Source organism: Streptomyces sp. SM1, from assembly GCF_002910825.1.
In the GTDB taxonomy this organism is placed as follows: domain Bacteria; phylum Actinomycetota; class Actinomycetes; order Streptomycetales; family Streptomycetaceae; genus Streptomyces; species Streptomyces okerensis.
Genome location: NZ_NEUB01000940.1, coordinates 1 through 15598 on the forward strand (window position 1 = coordinate 1; position 15598 = coordinate 15598).

The 15598-nt window shown below is 70.0% G+C and carries 16 protein-coding genes, 1 tRNA gene, 1 other RNA gene and 3 pseudogenes; 13 read left to right on the forward strand and 8 right to left on the reverse strand.

Features of this window, described 5'->3' with window-relative positions; genetic code table 11:
- The 6 genes and pseudogenes from B9S61_RS32435 to B9S61_RS32460 form a co-directional block, all read left to right on the forward strand.
- Positions 1–363: penicillin acylase family protein (locus B9S61_RS32435; protein ID WP_146065010.1), on the forward strand; the 363-nt coding region annotated here is incomplete at its 5' end.
- Positions 356–964, forward strand: a complete 609-nt coding sequence (locus B9S61_RS32440; RefSeq protein ID WP_103545384.1) for a GNAT family N-acetyltransferase — start codon at positions 356–358, stop codon at positions 962–964. The genes B9S61_RS32435 and B9S61_RS32440, both read left to right, overlap by 8 nt.
- A 42-nt stretch (positions 965–1006) precedes the next feature.
- A complete protein-coding gene (locus tag B9S61_RS32445; RefSeq protein WP_103545385.1) occupies positions 1007–1474 on the forward strand; it encodes a cupin domain-containing protein in 468 nt (155 codons plus the stop codon).
- Positions 1471–2243: pseudogene (locus tag B9S61_RS32450) on the forward strand (SDR family NAD(P)-dependent oxidoreductase). Before B9S61_RS32445 ends, B9S61_RS32450 begins: the two are co-directional and overlap by 4 nt.
- Before the next feature lie 164 nt (positions 2244–2407).
- Positions 2408–4186 (forward strand): copper resistance protein CopC, encoded by a 1779-nt coding sequence (locus B9S61_RS32455; protein WP_103545394.1) that lies wholly within the window; start codon positions 2408–2410, stop codon positions 4184–4186.
- 124 nt (positions 4187–4310) lie between these two features.
- Positions 4311–4880 (forward strand): DM13 domain-containing protein, encoded by a 570-nt coding sequence (locus B9S61_RS32460; RefSeq protein ID WP_103545386.1) that lies wholly within the window; start codon positions 4311–4313, stop codon positions 4878–4880.
- A gap of 32 nt (positions 4881–4912) precedes the next feature.
- On the opposite strand, the gene B9S61_RS32465 is transcribed toward B9S61_RS32460, so the two are convergent.
- Entirely contained in the window at positions 4913–5578 is a 666-nt protein-coding gene (locus B9S61_RS32465) for a maleylpyruvate isomerase family mycothiol-dependent enzyme (RefSeq protein WP_103545387.1), read from the reverse strand.
- 221 nt (positions 5579–5799) lie between these two features.
- Here B9S61_RS32465 and B9S61_RS32470 point away from each other — a divergent pair.
- From B9S61_RS32470 to B9S61_RS32485, 4 genes and pseudogenes are all read left to right on the forward strand, one after another.
- Positions 5800–6045: pseudogene (locus B9S61_RS32470) on the forward strand (hypothetical protein); the annotation flags it as partial.
- Between the two features lie 281 nt (positions 6046–6326).
- The gene (locus B9S61_RS32475; protein WP_258039971.1) at positions 6327–7262 is read left to right on the forward strand and encodes a hypothetical protein; all 936 of its coding nucleotides are present in this window, start codon (positions 6327–6329) and stop codon (positions 7260–7262) included.
- Between the two features lie 345 nt (positions 7263–7607).
- Positions 7608–7892: a hypothetical protein gene (locus tag B9S61_RS32480; protein WP_103545388.1), complete on the forward strand. Its 285-nt coding sequence runs from the start codon at positions 7608–7610 to the stop codon at positions 7890–7892.
- Positions 7874–8287, forward strand: coding sequence for a DNA-binding protein (locus tag B9S61_RS32485; protein ID WP_103545389.1), 414 nt, complete (start codon positions 7874–7876; stop codon positions 8285–8287). Before B9S61_RS32480 ends, B9S61_RS32485 begins: the two co-directional genes overlap by 19 nt.
- A 131-nt stretch (positions 8288–8418) precedes the next feature.
- On the opposite strand, the gene B9S61_RS32490 is transcribed toward B9S61_RS32485, so the two are convergent.
- Positions 8419–9663, reverse strand: coding sequence for a plasmid pRiA4b ORF-3 family protein (locus tag B9S61_RS32490; RefSeq protein WP_258039972.1), 1245 nt, complete (start codon positions 9661–9663; stop codon positions 8419–8421).
- Positions 9664–9797: 134 nt separating this feature from the next.
- On the opposite strand from B9S61_RS32490, the gene B9S61_RS32495 reads away from it, so the two are divergent.
- Entirely contained in the window at positions 9798–10520 is a 723-nt protein-coding gene (locus B9S61_RS32495) for a hypothetical protein (RefSeq protein WP_146065011.1), read from the forward strand.
- A gap of 630 nt (positions 10521–11150) precedes the next feature.
- On the opposite strand, the gene B9S61_RS32500 is transcribed toward B9S61_RS32495, so the two are convergent.
- The 6 genes from B9S61_RS32500 to B9S61_RS32525 form a co-directional block, all read right to left on the reverse strand.
- Positions 11151–11576: a PIN domain-containing protein gene (locus B9S61_RS32500; RefSeq protein ID WP_071268234.1), complete on the reverse strand. Its 426-nt coding sequence runs from the start codon at positions 11574–11576 to the stop codon at positions 11151–11153.
- Positions 11573–11854 (reverse strand): CopG family transcriptional regulator, encoded by a 282-nt coding sequence (locus B9S61_RS32505; RefSeq protein ID WP_103545391.1) that lies wholly within the window; start codon positions 11852–11854, stop codon positions 11573–11575. Before B9S61_RS32505 ends, B9S61_RS32500 begins: the two co-directional genes overlap by 4 nt.
- Positions 11855–11932: 78 nt before the next feature.
- On the reverse strand, positions 11933–12499 hold the full coding sequence (locus B9S61_RS32510; protein ID WP_258039973.1) for a plasmid pRiA4b ORF-3 family protein: 567 nt from the start codon (positions 12497–12499) through the stop codon (positions 11933–11935).
- Positions 12500–12506: 7 nt separating this feature from the next.
- Positions 12507–13394, reverse strand: a complete 888-nt coding sequence (locus tag B9S61_RS32515; protein WP_103545392.1) for an IS3 family transposase — start codon at positions 13392–13394, stop codon at positions 12507–12509.
- Complete coding sequence (locus B9S61_RS32520; RefSeq protein ID WP_103545393.1) at positions 13391–13690, reverse strand: transposase; 300 nt, start codon at positions 13688–13690, stop codon at positions 13391–13393. Before B9S61_RS32520 ends, B9S61_RS32515 begins: the two co-directional genes overlap by 4 nt.
- Positions 13691–13985: 295 nt before the next feature.
- A tRNA-Ser gene (locus B9S61_RS32525) sits at positions 13986–14070 on the reverse strand.
- 72 nt (positions 14071–14142) lie between these two features.
- Here B9S61_RS32525 and ffs point away from each other — a divergent pair.
- Both ffs and B9S61_RS32535 read left to right on the forward strand, forming a co-directional pair.
- Positions 14143–14241: signal recognition particle sRNA small type (gene ffs / locus B9S61_RS32530), an RNA gene on the forward strand.
- 47 nt (positions 14242–14288) lie between these two features.
- Positions 14289–15578 (forward strand): annotated as a pseudogene (locus B9S61_RS32535) (DNA polymerase III subunit gamma and tau); the annotation flags it as partial.
- Positions 15579–15598: the final 20 nt, after the last annotated feature.

Here is a 15598-nt window from a genome sequence, read left to right on the forward strand (position 1 = left end):
CTCGAGGAGGTGGCCGCCGAGCCGCCCGCCGGCACCTGGGGCGACACCCACCGCCTCGCCCCCTGGCGGGCCCTGCCGCCGTCCGGAACGCCGTACGACGAACCCGGCCTCTCCGGCGACCACGACTGCGTGCTGTGCACCTCCCCCGTGCCCGGCCTCACCGACCTCGCCGCGCGCGGTCCCGCCGCCCGCTACGTCTGGGACCTGGCCCGGCGCGAGGACAGCCGCTGGGTGGTGCCGCACGGCGCCTCGGGCGTACCCGGCTCACCGCACCACCGAGACCAGCAGCCCCTGTGGCTCGCCGGAGACCTGGCCCCGGTCCTCACCGACTGGGCGCACCTGACGAAGGAGACCGATGTCTGACCCTTACGCCTCCCGGACGGCCGTCCACGAGCAGGAGGTCGACGGCTTCGGCACCGTACGCGTCCTGCCGCTGGACCCGGCCGCCGACGCACCCCTCCTGCACCGCTGGGTGTCCGGGGAACGCGCCGCCTTCTGGGGCATGAACGGCCTCACCGAACAGCGCGTCACCGAGATCTACGCCCATATGGACACCCTCGACACCCACCACGCGTACCTCGTCCTCAAGGACGGCGTTCCCGCCGCGCTGCTCCAGACGTACGAGCCGGAGGCCGACCGCGTCGGCGCGTGCTACCCCGTCGAACCGGGCGACATCGGCGTCCATCTGCTCCTCGCCCCCGCCGCACCCGGCGACACCCGGTCCGGCTGGACCGGCGGGCTGGCGGCCGGCATCGTCACGTACGTGATGGTGGTGCTGGACCGCAGGCGGGTGGTGGTCGACCCGGACGTCGCCAACGAGAAGGCGGTCGCCCGCTTCCTGCGCCTGGGATTCACCGCCGGACCCCGGGTCGTCCTCCCGGAGATCGACCTGCCGGACGTGTACCTCCCGGAGAAGAAGGCGCAGCTCGCGTTCCTCACCCGCGAGGTGGCGTTCGGCGGGTGACCCCCGATGAACTCGTCGCCCTCCCCCATAGCCCTTGAGGGCATGGGAGGTGCCCCCATCGGTCTGGAGCCGCTCCCCCGCGAGGGCGGGCGGTTCCGCCAGACCTGGGCCGGCCCCGCACGTCCGGACGGCCGGCCCGAGGGCACCGCCATCGTCGCCCTGCTCACCGACGCCCCCTACGACTTCTCCGCCCTGCACCGCCTGCGCGCCGACGAGATCTGGCACCACTACCTCGGCGACCCGCTCCAACTGCTCCTCCTCGCCCCCGACGGCACCTCCCGCACCCCCGTCCCCGGCGTGGACGTCCTGGGCGGCCAGCACGTCCGGCTCACCGTCCCCGCCGGTACCTGGATGGGCGCACGCGTGGCGGCGGGCGGTGCCTGGACGTTCTTCGGCTGCACGATGGCGCCCGGCTTCACCTTCGAGGGCTACGAGCACGGCGACGCGGCGGAACTGACGGCGCGCCACCCCGAACGGGCGGCGCTGATCGCGGGACTGGCCCGCCCATGAGCGAGCGGGGTCTGCTGCACGGCCAGGTCGCCCTGGTCACCGGCGCGGGCGGCGGCATCGGCCGGGGCATCGCACGGCGGTTCGCCGAGGAGGACGCGGCCGTCGCCCTGCACTGCCGTACGGCGCTCGCCTCCGCACGGGACACCGCCGACCGCATCCGGGAGGCGGGCGGCGCGGCCGTCGTCCTCCGGGGCGACCTCACCGACGAGGAGACGTGCCACCGCGTGGTGGCCGAGGCGGCCGAGTGGGGTGGCGGACGGCTGACCGCGCTCGTCGACAACGCCGGGGTCCAGCCGGTCCAGGACCGCGCCGGAATGACGGCGGCACAGTGGCGCGCGGTCGTCGACACCAACCTGACCGGCGTCTTCGCCTGCACCCAGGCGGCGGCCCGCCTCATGCGCGACCAGGACGGCGGCGGCAGTGTCACCCACATCGCCTCCGTCGAGGCGGGCATCCCGGCCCCCGGGCACGCCCACTACGGCGCCTCCAAGGCGGCGGTGGTGATGCACGCCCGCGCGGCGGCCCAGGAGTACGGCCCGTGGGGCGTCCGCGTCAACACGGTCTCGCCCGGCCTGATCGACCGGGAGGGTCTGGCGGAGGACTGGCCGGAGGGCGTACGCCGGTGGCGTGAGGCGTCCGCCGTGGGCCGGCTCGGCCGCCGGAGGACATCGGCGACGCCGGCGTGTTCCCGGCGTCCCGCCTCGCGTCCTGGGTGACCGGCCACGACCTGGTGGTGGACGGGGGAGCGACGGCCCGGCCCACCTGGTGAGCACACCGGGCTTCCCGTCCGTACCTGTCGAGAGGCCGGATTGCCGGGAGGCCGGATTGCCGGGAGGCGGGTAAGACGTGGAGAGACGGCGCAGCGAGGCGGCGGGCGATGACGGAAGCAGCGGCACCCCGGACGTCCGGCGAACCCGGCGGCTTCAAGGGCTGGTGCTGCTGGGCACCGTACTGGTCCTGCTCGTCCTCGGCAGCGCCGCCCCGGCGAGCGCCCACGCCGCCCTCCGTGCCAGCGACCCCGAGGCCGGAAGCGTCGTCGAGACCGCCCCGCGCCACATCACCCTGACCTTCACGGAGTCCGTCGGCCTGCTCGACGACTCCTTCCGCGTCTACAGCCCCGACAACCGGCGGGTCCACCTCGAGGAGCCTCAGCACGCGGACGGCGCCTCCGACACCGCGCGCACCGAGCTGCCCGGCGACCTCGCCGACGGCACCTACACGGTGGCCTGGCGGGTGGTCTCCGCCGACAGCCACCCCGTCTCCGGCGCCTTCACCTTCTCCGTCGGCGCACCCTCGCCCACCCCGCCCGCCGCACCCGCGGACCATGCCGAACACCCGGTCACCAAGAGCCTGTACGACACCGGCCGCTACCTCGCCTACATCGCCGCCGCCCTGATGATCGGCGCGGCGGCGTTCATCGGACTGTGCCGCCCGCCGGACACCTCCCCGCTGCGGCCGGCGCTGCTCATCGGCTGGTGGACGCTGCTGACGGCCACGCTCGCGCTGCTCGTCCTGCGCGCCCCCTACGAGAACGGCACGTCCCCCGCGGCCGCCCTCGACCTCTCGGCGTTCACCGGCACCCTCACCGGCCGCCCGGGTCTCGCCCTGCTGACCCGGCTGGCCCTGCTCCTGCTGACGGCGGCGGTCCTGGTACCGCTCGCCCGGCGCAGTGCCCCCCGGGCCCGACTGGCGATCGGCGCCGCCGTCTCCGTCGCCCTCGCCCTCACCTGGGCGGCGGCCGAACACGCCTCCGCCGGGATCCAGGTCCCGGCGGCGATGACGTCGTCCGTCCTCCACCTGCTGGCGATGGCCTGCTGGCTGGGCGGCCTCACGGCCCTGCTCCTCACCCTCCACCGTGCGAAGACCCCGCCCCCGCCGGCCACGGTCGCCCGCTTCTCCCGCCTGGCCTTCGTCTCCGTGACCGTCCTCGTCGTCACCGGCCTCTACCAGTCCTGGCGCGGCCTCGGCTCCTGGTCGGCCCTCACGGAGTCGTCGTACGGCCGCACCCTGACGGCCAAACTCGCGGTGACCGTCTTCCTGCTGCTGGCGGCGGTCTTCTCCCGCCGCTGGACGACCCTCCTGGTGACGAGGGCGCAGGCACCGGCGAGGGTGGGGACCCGGGTGCCGGAACCGGTCGGCGCGCCGGGCGGGACCCCGGAAGAACCGGTGCCGGACGGACCGAACCGACCCGGCACGCCCCCGCCGTCGACCCCCGACCACTACCGCCGCGCCCTGCGCCGCTCCGTGCTGGCGGAGGTGGCCGTGGCCGTCGTCGTCCTCCTGATCACCACGGTGCTGACCGGCACTCTCCCCGCCCGCGCGGAGGCCGAGGCGGCCGAGGCCCCCCGCCCCCAGGTGGCCGGACTCCCCGGCGCGGAGGCCTTCACCATCCCCTACGACGTCGGCACACCCGGAGGCCGCGGCACGGTGCAGATCCAGATGGACCCGGGCCGGGTCGGCGAGAACGGCCTCCAGGCCGTGGTCTTCGGCCCCCGCGGCGCCCTGACCTTCGTCCCCGAACTCGGCATCTCCTTCACCCTCGCCGCCAAGGACATCGGCCCCATCGACGCGAAGGTGACCGACCGCGGCGGCTACTGGGCCACCAGCGACCTCACCCTCCCCCTCGAAGGCTCCTGGACGATGAAACTGACCATCCGCGTCTCCGAACTGGACCAGGTGACCGAGACCCGGCAGGTGGAGATCACCCGCTGAGGGCGTGCCAGGGCTCAACGGCGCGCACACGTAAGGATTTCGTCATCCGTCACGCTGCTCCGAACGGGCCGTCCGCCGCGTTGAATGGGAACCGGTACTGCTGATTCTGAGGAAGGCGATCGACATGGGGCGGGTCCGGGGCGCACTGTTCAGGCCGTGGACGGCCGGAGTGCTGATGGTGGCGGTCGTCGGAGGAGCGTTCGGCCTGTACTGGTTCCAGCCGTGGAAGCTGTGGCAGGACGAGACGGTGCAGGAGGCGTTGCCCGAGGTCACGGCGGCCGCCTCGACCCCGCCCGCCGGGGCACCGTCCGGGACGGCGGCCACCCCGTCTCCGGCCGGCCCGACGACACTGGCGAGCGGCGAGATGATCAGCCACGAGCACGCGACGTCCGGCACGGTGAGATTCGTGCGGCTGGCCGACGGCAGCCATGTCGTGCGCCTGGAAGGGCTCGACACCAGCAACGGCCCCGACCTGCACGTGTGGCTGACCGACGCGCCGGTGAAGGAGGGCCGCGCCGGCTGGCACGTCTTCGACGACGGCCAGTACGTCAGCCTCGGCAAGCTCAAGGGCAACAAGGGCAGCCAGAACTACACCGTGCCCGAGGACGTCGATCCGTCCCGCTACACCAGCGTCACCATCTGGTGCGACCGCTTCGACGTCTCCTTCGGCGCGGCGGAACTCGCCCGCGTCTGACGCGCCGCGCGACCGGCGGGCGGCGGGCCCGCTCACGCCGTCCCGCAGCGGCTGCGGAGGAGTTCCACACCGTCGCCTTCGAGCTCGTCGCAGTAGGCCGCGCGCCCGGTCATGGCCATGATCAGGCTCACGGTGCGCCCGGTCACGAGAGGTCCCGAGCCGGTCGTGAACGGGCCGTCGTCCGCCACGAGTTCCAGGCCGCCGATGCGTCCCTTGGCGACGACCACGAGGTCCGAACCCCGGTAGTACTCGGCCGTCTCCGTGACGGCTTCGACCGGATGGTCGCGGCGGATGCCCAGAGGGCGCCGGATGTCCTCGCCGTGCGCGATCGTCTCGCCCAGCATGGCGATGGCGGGCAGGGGCGGCTTGGTCGTGCTCGGGACGATGCGCCGGAAGTGTTCGAGGGTGTCACCCGGGGTCGCGCCGAGCCGCTCGGCCAGGCGCACGGCCACCTGCCTGTCGAAGTCGAACCGGCAGCGGATCACCCCTGCCAGCCAGCTCACCGCGTTGAGGCTCGCGCCCGCGGTCAGGTGCGCCAGCACCTCGCGAACGGTCAGGCCCGCGCAGAGCGACGGCGTCTCCCACTGCTCGTCCGTCAGGTCCGCGAGATCGGCCGCCAGCGCCGCTCGTTCGGCGTGGATCAAGGACCAGACCCTGGTCCTGGGAGGGCGGTCTGCTGTCAGTGCCGGATCAGTCATGCGAGGAGGACTCCCGCCGCGGAGCAAAGTCATCGCCCGGGAGCGACCGTTGTCCGCGGGGTTGGGGCCGGCGGGCGACGCAACCGCGTGGCGCGTGGCGCGTGGCGCGTGGACGGGGTCCGGCAGGCCGGCGGTGAGCGCCTGCATCACGGACACCGGGCTGGCCCCCGTTCGAACCAGGGCACGACCAGCTCGGCGAGGGCGTCGCAGTCGGCGTCGGGCGGATCGTGCCCATCGGTGACGAGGAGGCCGAGGCAGCCTCAGCCATGTTGATCAATGCGGGGCTTCACGGCCACAAGTACGCCATCGACGCCGCAGTCGCCGAGATGGCGCTGCGGCAGCGCCGTCCGGTCGTCATGATCACCTCGGACACCGACGACATGGCGAAACTCTGCGGCGACACGGTGCGCCTCGTCACCGTGCAGTCGCCACATCTCGGCCAGTCCGCCGACTCACCCACCTTCTGATCCGTAGTTCTCTGTGGATCAGTCGCGAAGGGCCGTACCAGCCGCGCTACGGACCCAGAGGGGCGCTACCGGGCGGGACCGATTGCTGTGGTTGCTGTACGTCGTTGCTGTACAGCAGGATCGAACGATGTCCCGATCAGTAGGCGCTCATACCGCCGACCCGTGCCCTCGGTGCTTCGTCGAGGCAGTCCGTCCGGGCAGGCCGCTGACTGTTGCGGGACGCGATGTGGTCGCCTACCTCTGCGATCACTGTGCGCACACGTGGTCTCGGCCGGTCGAGGATGACCTGGAGGTCTACGACACCGTCAGGGTGGTTCAGCTCGACCAACCGGCGCAGCATCTCGGACGCCGTAGTCGTCGGACCCGGCGGCACGCGGATCGGCTGGGAGATCCAGTACCACCACCTCAGTCCCAGCAGCGTGCACCGGCGCTCGGTCAACGCCGTGGAGCACGGCATCACTCCCCTCTGGGTAGCGAAGGACCGGACGGCATCCCTGATCGACCGCGCTCCGTGGGCGCGGGTCGACGACATGCCGTGGAAGGACATCGCCGACGGCAAGGAGATGGCGATCCGTGGTGGGTACCGGCACCTCGAAGTCTGGAAGTGCGTACCAAGCAGCGAACGCCACTGCCCCATCAGTGAAGGTGCTGGCCACTGTGGCGCGATTCACGCGGACTGGTTCGTGCCCGCACTGTGCCTCCCGGAGAAGAAGCCGGTCTTCATCGAGGACTTAGTCCTGCAGAGCGCCACTGGTGAGAGCGTCCCGGTCTATGTGCCCAGCCGGGGAAGCGGCCGTGCCGGTCGGCATATGTGGGTCTCGGCCGACGACTGCGCGCTGTGGCAGGAGCTCATCGGCGAGAAGTCGCCTCTCCCGGCGGCCCCGGCCGAAGAGGAGGACGACGTGATCACCTTCGCCGAGCAGGAGATCGACCGCGCCTGCCGAGCAGGGGAGGAGGGCTGGTTCGTCAGCGACGGCCGGCCCATCCGTGACCTCGACCAGCCGACCGGCGGCTTCACGCTTCCCCGCATGCCGGTCCAGCGCTCCCGCGACCCGATGCGGATCACCACCGTGGAACGCGCCGCCGCCTCCGCCGCGCTGGGATGCCCGCCGTGGGAGCTCGGGCTGTGCGCCGGCTGCGGTCAGATGATGCGGCGCTACGGGCGCAACGCCGCCATGTACTGCAACGTGTGCCGGTCCGTCCTCAACGGGCGCTAGCCGAGAACTGCAACCAAAACTGCAACCACGAACGTCGAAGGCCCCCGCAGCAAGCTGCGGGGGCCTTCGACGTATTGCCCGGTGAGAGCAATGGCGGAGGATACGAGATTCGAACTCGTGAGGGGTTGCCCCCAACACGCTTTCCAACTGTTCGCCAGAGGGTTCGGAGGTGGTCGCCGGTGTTCTGACCAGCAGTGGAGTGGACTGTCCGGCGGCGTTCGGATACAGCTGAACGTAGGTGAACGAGACCAGAACCGAGACCGTGAGGTGACGGGTGGGCGACCCACGTCGTTCGGCGGGTGCTGCACCCGGCCGGATTCCTACTTATTTGATAATTTCGATCCCATGAGCGAGATTCCGTACAGCGTCGGCGAAGGGCCGGCCACCAGGGTCAGCCTCTCCCTCCCCGAGGGGACGGCGGAGGCGATCCGCCGACGGGTCGGCAAGCGTGAGTTCTCCGCGTTCATCACCGAAGCGGTGGAGCGCGAACTGCGCGGTCAGATCCTGGATGAGTACCTGGCCGACTACGAACGCCGTCAGGGGCCGATCTCCGAGCAGGAGCAGGAGCGGGCACGCCGGGTCTTCGACGAGGTGTTCGCCGAGGAGGGGCAGTGGCCCGCCGCAAGCTGAGTCACGAAGGCACCCTCGTTCTCGACTGCGAGGGCCTGTCGAAGTTCGTCAGTGATCACGAGCCCGTGGTCGCCCTCATCGCCGAAGCCCGCAAGCGGGGCATGGAGGTGGTCATCAGCGCGCTCACCATCATCGAAGCGGTGCATCGCCGGACCGACAAGGCGCGGCTCGCCTGGGTCCTGTCCGGCGTGCGGATCGTGCACATCGGCGACGAGGAGGCCAAGGCCGCCTCAGCCATGCTGATCAACGCCGGGCTGCATGGTCACAAATACGCCATCGACGCTGCCGTGGCCGAGATGGCGCTGCGTCAGCGGCGCCCGGTCGTCATGCTCACCTCGGACATCGACGACATGACGAAGCTCTGCGGCGACAGAGCGCGCCTCGTCGCCGTGTAGTCGATGCCCAAGACCCGAAAGCCGGGGCAGGAAGGTCGGCCCGTACGTCCTTGTCCGAGCGCGGCGGGGCAGGTGGACCAATCGGTAGTACCCAGGGCCGTGAACGGCCGTGTGGCCGGACGCCTTGTCTTTCATGGTGCCGTGAGGTGCAGCAGCCGTGCGTTGGCCTCGTCTGGCGTGAAACGGCCAGGTGCGAATTCCGTGGCGGACCGAAGTCCGAGCCACGCCAGCATGGCGTGGTGTTCCTCATGGGTCGCGTCGGCGAGGATCACTTTGAGATCGCTGTAGCCGGGGGCGCCGCCGCAGTCCTCGGGCGGGCACGCCCCAGCACCGTCCATACAGTGCGGGTAGTGGAGCCCGGCTGAGGCTGTCTCGAACCGCTCCACGGTGATGAGGTGCTCCCAGGAGTCCCCGAAGTCGTATGTGTACACGAAGTGGGTGCCCGGTTCGAGCAAGGCGGCCAGTGTGGCGGTGCGCTCGTCGCGGAATCCGAGTTCACCGCCGGGACGGCCGTACTGGACGCCGTCGATGGTGAACGCGTGCATGTGGCAGCTCTGCCAGCCCATCGCGTCCTGGATCACGGAGTGAAGCCGGTCCAGGCTGATCGCGGCGGGCACAAGTAGTCGCCGCCAGACTCGGGGGCTGTCCACGTCTGCCAACTCGACGAGGATCTGCAACACCGCGTCGCCGGGCTCGGGCTCGCCGCGCATCCGGGCCGTCTCGGTGCGGCCGTCCGCCGTCAACTCGGCGCTTTCCCCCGCGACACGGATAGTGCCCAGGGAAGCGAGGGCCTTCAGGACTCGCTGGATGTCGTGGTCGTTGGCGGTGCGCAGATGCCTCAGACGGTCGGGGGACAGGTCGTCGAGCACGTACAGCGGGCTGACCGCCTGCCACACCACCTCCTGCAGGTCACTGAGCGGCACCGGGGTTGTGGCCGCGTATAGCCGCTGCAGCAAGGCCCGCAGGCCCCGGTCGTACTCGTGCGCGAACAGGGACTCCAGCCAGCCGGACACCGTCACGGCGGGGCCGATGTGCGGTAGTGCGGCGAACAGCGCGCGACGCAGCTCGTCGGGGCGGTCCAGCAGCTTGGCGTTCTTCTTCACCGGCAGCAGGCGCCCGCCCGCGGTCCGCAGCAGTCGTGCAGTCTTCGCCCACTCGACCAGCAGCGTGAGGTGGTACAGCTCCTCGCTGGACTTCGTTTTGAACGTACGGTCTCCGATCACCGGGTCCATCCGGTCGCCGGTGTCCAGAATCTCCACCAGCGCCCGCGCGTCGGCGAGCGTCACACGGCCGGTCTGGGTCAGCTTGCGACCCGCACCGACCCAGCCGACCAGCGCTCGCACCTGCTCGATGGTCCTGCCTACTGCCTCACCCATGCTGACTCACACGTTCCGGCTCGATTGTGCCCGTTGCCGCCGAGCCCAGGATGACAGGCGGCGGGCAGCTGGGCCCGAATGCGCTCACGTGTACTCCGTAGCGGGGCATGACGCCGGCGTGGCAGACTGCGACGGTGACCACGCACGACGAGGAACTGCTGGCCCGGGTACGGGAGATGAGGGAGCGCGGCAGCGCGCCGAAGCAGATCGCGAAGGCGCTGGGGCTGCGTCCGGCACACGCCACCGCGTTGGTACGGCAGGTCGCCGAGGCGGCGCAGGCGCACACTCCACCGGATGAGCGACCAGTGGTGGGCTGCTGGGTCAATGCGGGTTGGAGCGCGGGACTGGACATGACCGGGGCCCCGGACTGGGCGGCGGCCGACCCGATCGGCCAGAAGCCGGATCCGGACACGGGGGGCTTCGCTCAGATCCTGCTGGCCCGCCAGGAACGGGCCAGCAGGGTGACCGTCACCGGTTTCCTGGTGGATGTGTACTGCTTGGGGGTGAAGAACGTGACCGACCCCGAGGTGATGGGTTCCGGCTCCCTGACCACATACGTACCGATGTACTACTCGGCTTTCGACCGTCCGCCGCTGTCGATCAGCGAGGAGCAGGCCCAGACGATCGTGCGCGACGCGGTCACCTACGCCGGCGGGCTCGGCTTCGAGCCCGCGGCCGGCTTCACCGACGCCGCCGTGCACCTGGGAACCCCGCCCGGCGATCGGCCCACTATCGGCTTCGGCCGGGACGGTAAGCCGTTCTACTTCTCCGGTCCCTACGACGATCCGCGCAAGGTCGTGCAGACGCTGGGGCGCACCTGTGGGACCGGCAACTATGACTATGTCGCCCACCTGTAGGAACGGGACGTGAGTGGCACGAAGCAGGGGGTGCGCGCAGTGACACCGGCCGACTCCGTGACACGGGGTAGGTCCACCTCATCGAATGCGAGGACGAGGCACTGGCAGCCCTCGTTGTCAGCGACCGCCGCCTGCGCGCGTTGTGCACCCGGCTCGGCGAACGCCACCTTGTGGTCTCCCCTGAGCAGCTACAGGCGTTTCGCAAGGCCACTCGCGCCCTGGGCTACCTGCTGGGATGAGGCGAGCAGACCACTTGGGGGGCGGCCCCAGAGCCGCGGCCGGGACGCACGTCGATGCGGGATCCCTGGTCACAGCGGGAGCGGTCCGCCGTGCGGGCGAAATGGGTCGAATGTCGGAAATAAATGAGACTAAAACTGAGACCAGAGCACGACAAAGTTCCGGACCGCCAGTTGCGGTCCGGAACTTCGTTTCGCCTGTTCAGGCGGCTGCGGAGGATACGAGATTCGAACTCGTGAGGGGTTGCCCCCAACACGCTTTCCAAATGTCCGTACGGGGGTCCGGTGCCGTTTGTGGGCGTCCTGACCTGCGTCTGCTTGATGAGGGCACGGTACTTCGGACGGTGCCGGACGGGGGTGAATGAGACCAGAACCGAGACCAGTCGCGGCGGGGTCACACCCGCTTGACGACGATGGAGTCCGGCACCAGCTTCTCCAGGTCATCCACATCCGAGGTGAAGACGGTGACCTGCCCCTTCTGCTGTCGCGCGATGACCGCGAGCACCGCGTCGATGGCGTACTTGTGGCCGTGCAACTTGGCGTCGGCCAGGAGCCGCCGGGCCTGCCGGGCCTCGTCCTTCCCGATGTCGGCGACCTGGAGCCGGGAGAGTACCCAGTCCCAGCGTTGCTCGGTGGTTCTGCCGTCGTACGCCTCGACGAGCGTCATAGGGGACGTCACGACCTCGGCTTCGCCCCTGGCCGCAAGGTCGAGCCAGGCGATCATCCTCCGGTCACCGCGCACGGCCAGGGACAGGGCTTCGCAGTCGAGTACGAAGATGCGAAGCGGGCGCTGACCGTGCTGGCCGGTCCGCTTCTTCACGCCGCCTCTCCGGTCTTGTGCTTTCCGGCGACGCGGCGGCGCTCGTGTTCGGCGTCGAGATCCTCCAACCCCTCGAACGCTGCCGTGCGCTCCTCCTCGGTGAGGGGGCCGTGTTCCTCCTGCAGCCAGTCGGCCAGTTCCCGCAGCCGGTCCCGGTCGCGCTGGAAGCGCAGTGCCTCGGCGACGTACGCCGACAGGCCCCGTTCCGCCGCCTCTGCGCGAATCTCGTCAAGGAGATCCTCGGGGATCGTGACCGTCACCTTCTTGGTCGTCGCCATATAAGAGACCATACTCCTGGTATTGCCCCCCTTACCAGTGTGTGCCGCGAACGGTGGCGTGGCTGGGCGGCTCGTCTTTCATGGTGCCGTGAGGCGCAGCAGCCGTGCGTTCGCCTCGTCCGGCGTGAAACGGTCAGGGGTGAATTCCCTGGCGGACCGAAGTCCGAGCCACGCCAGCATGGCGTGGTGTTCCTCATGCGTCGGGTTGGCGAGGATCGCTTTGAGATCGCTGTAGCCGGGGGCGCCGCCGCAGTCCTCAGGTGGACACGCTCCGGTACCGTCCACGCAGTGTGGATAGTGAAGCCCGGCCGAGGCCGTCTCGAACTGCTCCACGGTAATGAGGTGCTCCCAGGAGTCCCCGAAATCGTACGTGTATACGAAATGGGCGCCCGGTTCGAGCAGGGTGGCCAGTGTCGCGGTGCGCTCGTCGCGGAATCCGAGTTCGCCGTCGGGGCGGCCGTACTGAACGCTGTCGATGGTGAACGCGTGCATGTGGCAGTCCTGCCAGCCCATCGCGTCCTGGATCACGGAGTGAAGCCGGTCCAGGTGGATCGCGGAGGGCACCAGTAGCTGCCGCCATACCCGGGGGCTGTCCACGTCGGCGAGCTCGACGAGGATCTGGAGTTTCCCCGTGATCGCGGACACGTGATCGTTATGCTGCGAGGGCGTGTTGATGCCGCTGCCTGGTCTCGGCCGGGGTGAGGTAGCCGAAGGTCCGGTGCTTGCGCAGGCGGCGGCGGTTGTAGAAGGTTTCGACGAAGGAGAAGACCTCGGCTCGGGCGGTGGCCCGGTCGGGCCAGGCACGGGTGCCGATCTCCTCTTTGAGCAGGGCCCAGAAACTCTCCGCGGCAGCGTTATCGAAGCACGATCCGGTGCGTCCACAACTTTGCCGCAGCTTCAACTCCCTTATCCGAGTGCGAAATTGAGCTGAGGTGTATTCACTGCCGCGGTCGCTGTGGATCACGCAGCCGGGCTCCAGTTGGCCCCGGCCGTGGGCCATGTCCAGGGCGTCAACGACAAGGTCGGCGCGGTGGTGGTCGGCCATGGCGTAGCCGACGACCTCGCGGGTGGCCAGGTCCAGCCAGCAGGCGAGGTAGAGCCAGCCTTCGGCGGTGGGCAGGCACGTGATGTCGCCGACCAGCCGGGTCCCGGGCCGCTCGGCGTGGAAGTCGCGGCCGATCAGGTCCGGGGCCGGCTTCGCCTTCACGTCCGGCCGGGTCAGCGAGCGCCGTCTGCGCCGGGTGACACCGCGGATGCCGCGCTCACGCATCACGCGGGCGACGCGCTTGCGGTTCACCCGTCGGCCCAAGCGGCGCAGTTCGGCGTGGATGCGCGGAACACCGTAGGTGTGCCGGGAAGCGATGTGCACCACGGTGATCTCGTGGGCGAGCGCGTCGTCGGCGGCCTGCCGGGCGCGACGGGCAGCCTCGCCCTCACGCCAGGCGCAGTAGGAGGAGCGGGCGACTTTCAGCACCCGGCACAGCAGGACGACCGGATAGTTCGCCTTCTCCGCATGGAACAACCGGTAGAGCTCGCTCACCGGTCGTTCTCCTTCACGAAGAAGGCCGTCGCTCTTTTCAGGATCTCGACCGTCTGCTGCTGTTCACGGACCTCCTTGCGCAGCCGCTTGAGCTCCTCGCGCTCGGCACCGGTCAGCTCACCGGACTCGCCCTCGCCCCGGTCCGCCTTCGCCCGCCGGTACCAGCCGCGCAGGGACTCGGAGCTGATGCCGAGTTCCCGGGCGACGGCGGTGACCGTCTTGCCCGAGGAGTCGACGAGCGCGATCGCATCCCGCTTGAACTCCTCGGTGTACCGCTTCGTGTACTTACTTCCCACCTGGTGCTACTTCCTCTGGAACCTCAGGATCCCAGTCTCCAGGTGTCCGCGATCAAGGGGAAGCTCCAGTTCACCCTTCACCCGAGGAGCCGATCGGTAGGAGATCAGACTTACCACCCACCACTGACAAACCCGGTTGAAGTTGCGAGGGATGCCCAGGTGCCGACAGCGGACCGTCTGCCGGGTCCTCCGGCTACGCCCGCCACACGAACTGCAACCAAAACTGCAACCACGGAACGACGAAGGCTCCGACCATGATCCGGTCGGAGCCTTCGTTTGCCCAGGTGGGCGGCTGCGGAGGATACGAGATTCGAACTCGTGAGGGGTTGCCCCCAACACGCTTTCCAAGCGTGCGCCCTAGGCCACTAGGCGAATCCTCCGGTGGGAACATTACATGACCGAGAGGAGTGCTCGCGAACTCGTTCCGGGCCCGCGACATGGGGTAGCCTCTGCGTAGCCCCTCACGCGGCGCTATCTGACTGAACTCCCCCAGGGCCGGAAGGCAGCAAGGGTAGGTCGGCTCTGGCGGGTGCGTGGGGGGCGCTTGCGTTCCGGGCGTCCGGTCCGGTTGTCGGTGCGCGCCTATAACCTCGTATGCGTGTCGTCTCTCGCGTTGTACCGCCGCTATCGCCCGGAGTCGTTCGCCGAGGTCATCGGGCAGGAGCATGTCACCGACCCGTTGCAGCAGGCGCTGCGGAACAACCGGGTCAATCACGCGTACCTGTTCAGTGGTCCGCGCGGCTGCGGCAAGACGACCAGCGCACGCATCCTCGCGCGGTGTCTGAACTGCGAGCAGGGTCCGACGCCGACGCCGTGCGGGGAGTGCCAGTCCTGCCAGGACCTCGCGCGCAACGGGCCCGGCTCGATCGACGTCATCGAGATCGACGCCGCTTCCCACGGTGGTGTGGACGACGCCCGCGACCTGCGCGAGAAGGCGTTCTTCGGGCCCGCGTCCAGCCGGTACAAGATCTACATCATCGACGAGGCCCACATGGTCTCCCCGCAGGGCTTCAACGCTCTGCTCAAGGTCGTCGAGGAACCGCCGGAGCATCTGAAGTTCATCTTCGCCACCACCGAGCCCGAGAAGGTCATCGGGACCATCCGGTCGCGTACGCATCACTACCCGTTCCGGCTCGTGCCGCCCGGCACCCTGCGTGACTACCTCGGTGAGGTGTGCGGGAAGGAGGACATCCCCGTCGAGGAGGGTGTGCTGCCGCTCGTGGTGCGGGCGGGCGCGGGTTCCGTGCGTGACTCGATGTCCGTCATGGACCAGTTGCTCGCCAGCGCGGGAGCGAGCGGTGTGACGTATGCCATGGCCACGTCCCTGCTCGGGTACACCGACGGTTCGCTGCTCGACTCCGTCGTCGAGGCCTTCGCGACCGGTGACGGGGCCGCCGCCTTCGAGGTCGTCGACCGGGTGATCGAGGGGGGCAACGATCCGCGCAGGTTCGTCGCGGACCTGCTGGAGCGGCTGCGGGACCTCGTCATCCTCGCCGCGGTGCCCGATGCCGCCGACAAGGGGCTCATCGACGCCCCCGCCGACGTCATCGAGCGGATGCAGGCCCAGGCCGGCACCTTCGGCCCCGCCGAGCTCGGCCGCGCCGCCGACCTCGTCAACGAGGGGCTCACCGAGATGCGCGGTGCCACCTCGCCGCGGCTCCAGCTCGAACTGATCTGCGCGCGCGTACTGCTTCCCGCCGCGTACGGCGACGAGCGGTCGCTCATGGCCCGGCTGGACCGGATCGAGCGCGGGGTGAACTTCTCCACGGGGGCGGCCGGGGGCGCCCCCGGTGTGCCCGCCGTGCCCGTGGGATACGTCCCGGGGCCGGAGGTCCATGGGGGAGCGGTCCAGGGGCAGGGATCCACTTGCGCTGCTTGGGGTCCTGGATGTGCATGAACTCGACACCG

Coding starts and splice junctions, on each gene's coding strand:
- B9S61_RS32440 (WP_103545384.1), top strand. CDS start 356: ATGTCTGACCCTTACGCCTCCCGGACGGCCGTCCACGAGCAGGAGGTC.
- B9S61_RS32445 (WP_103545385.1), top strand. CDS start 1,007: ATGGGAGGTGCCCCCATCGGTCTGGAGCCGCTCCCCCGCGAGGGCGGG.
- B9S61_RS32460 (WP_103545386.1), top strand. CDS start 4,311: ATGGGGCGGGTCCGGGGCGCACTGTTCAGGCCGTGGACGGCCGGAGTG.
- B9S61_RS32465 (WP_103545387.1), bottom strand. CDS start 5,578: ATGACTGATCCGGCACTGACAGCAGACCGCCCTCCCAGGACCAGGGTC.
- B9S61_RS32475 (WP_258039971.1), top strand. CDS start 6,327: ATGACCTGGAGGTCTACGACACCGTCAGGGTGGTTCAGCTCGACCAAC.
- B9S61_RS32480 (WP_103545388.1), top strand. CDS start 7,608: ATGAGCGAGATTCCGTACAGCGTCGGCGAAGGGCCGGCCACCAGGGTC.
- B9S61_RS32490 (WP_258039972.1), bottom strand. CDS start 9,663: ATGGGTGAGGCAGTAGGCAGGACCATCGAGCAGGTGCGAGCGCTGGTC.
- B9S61_RS32505 (WP_103545391.1), bottom strand. CDS start 11,854: ATGGCGACGACCAAGAAGGTGACGGTCACGATCCCCGAGGATCTCCTT.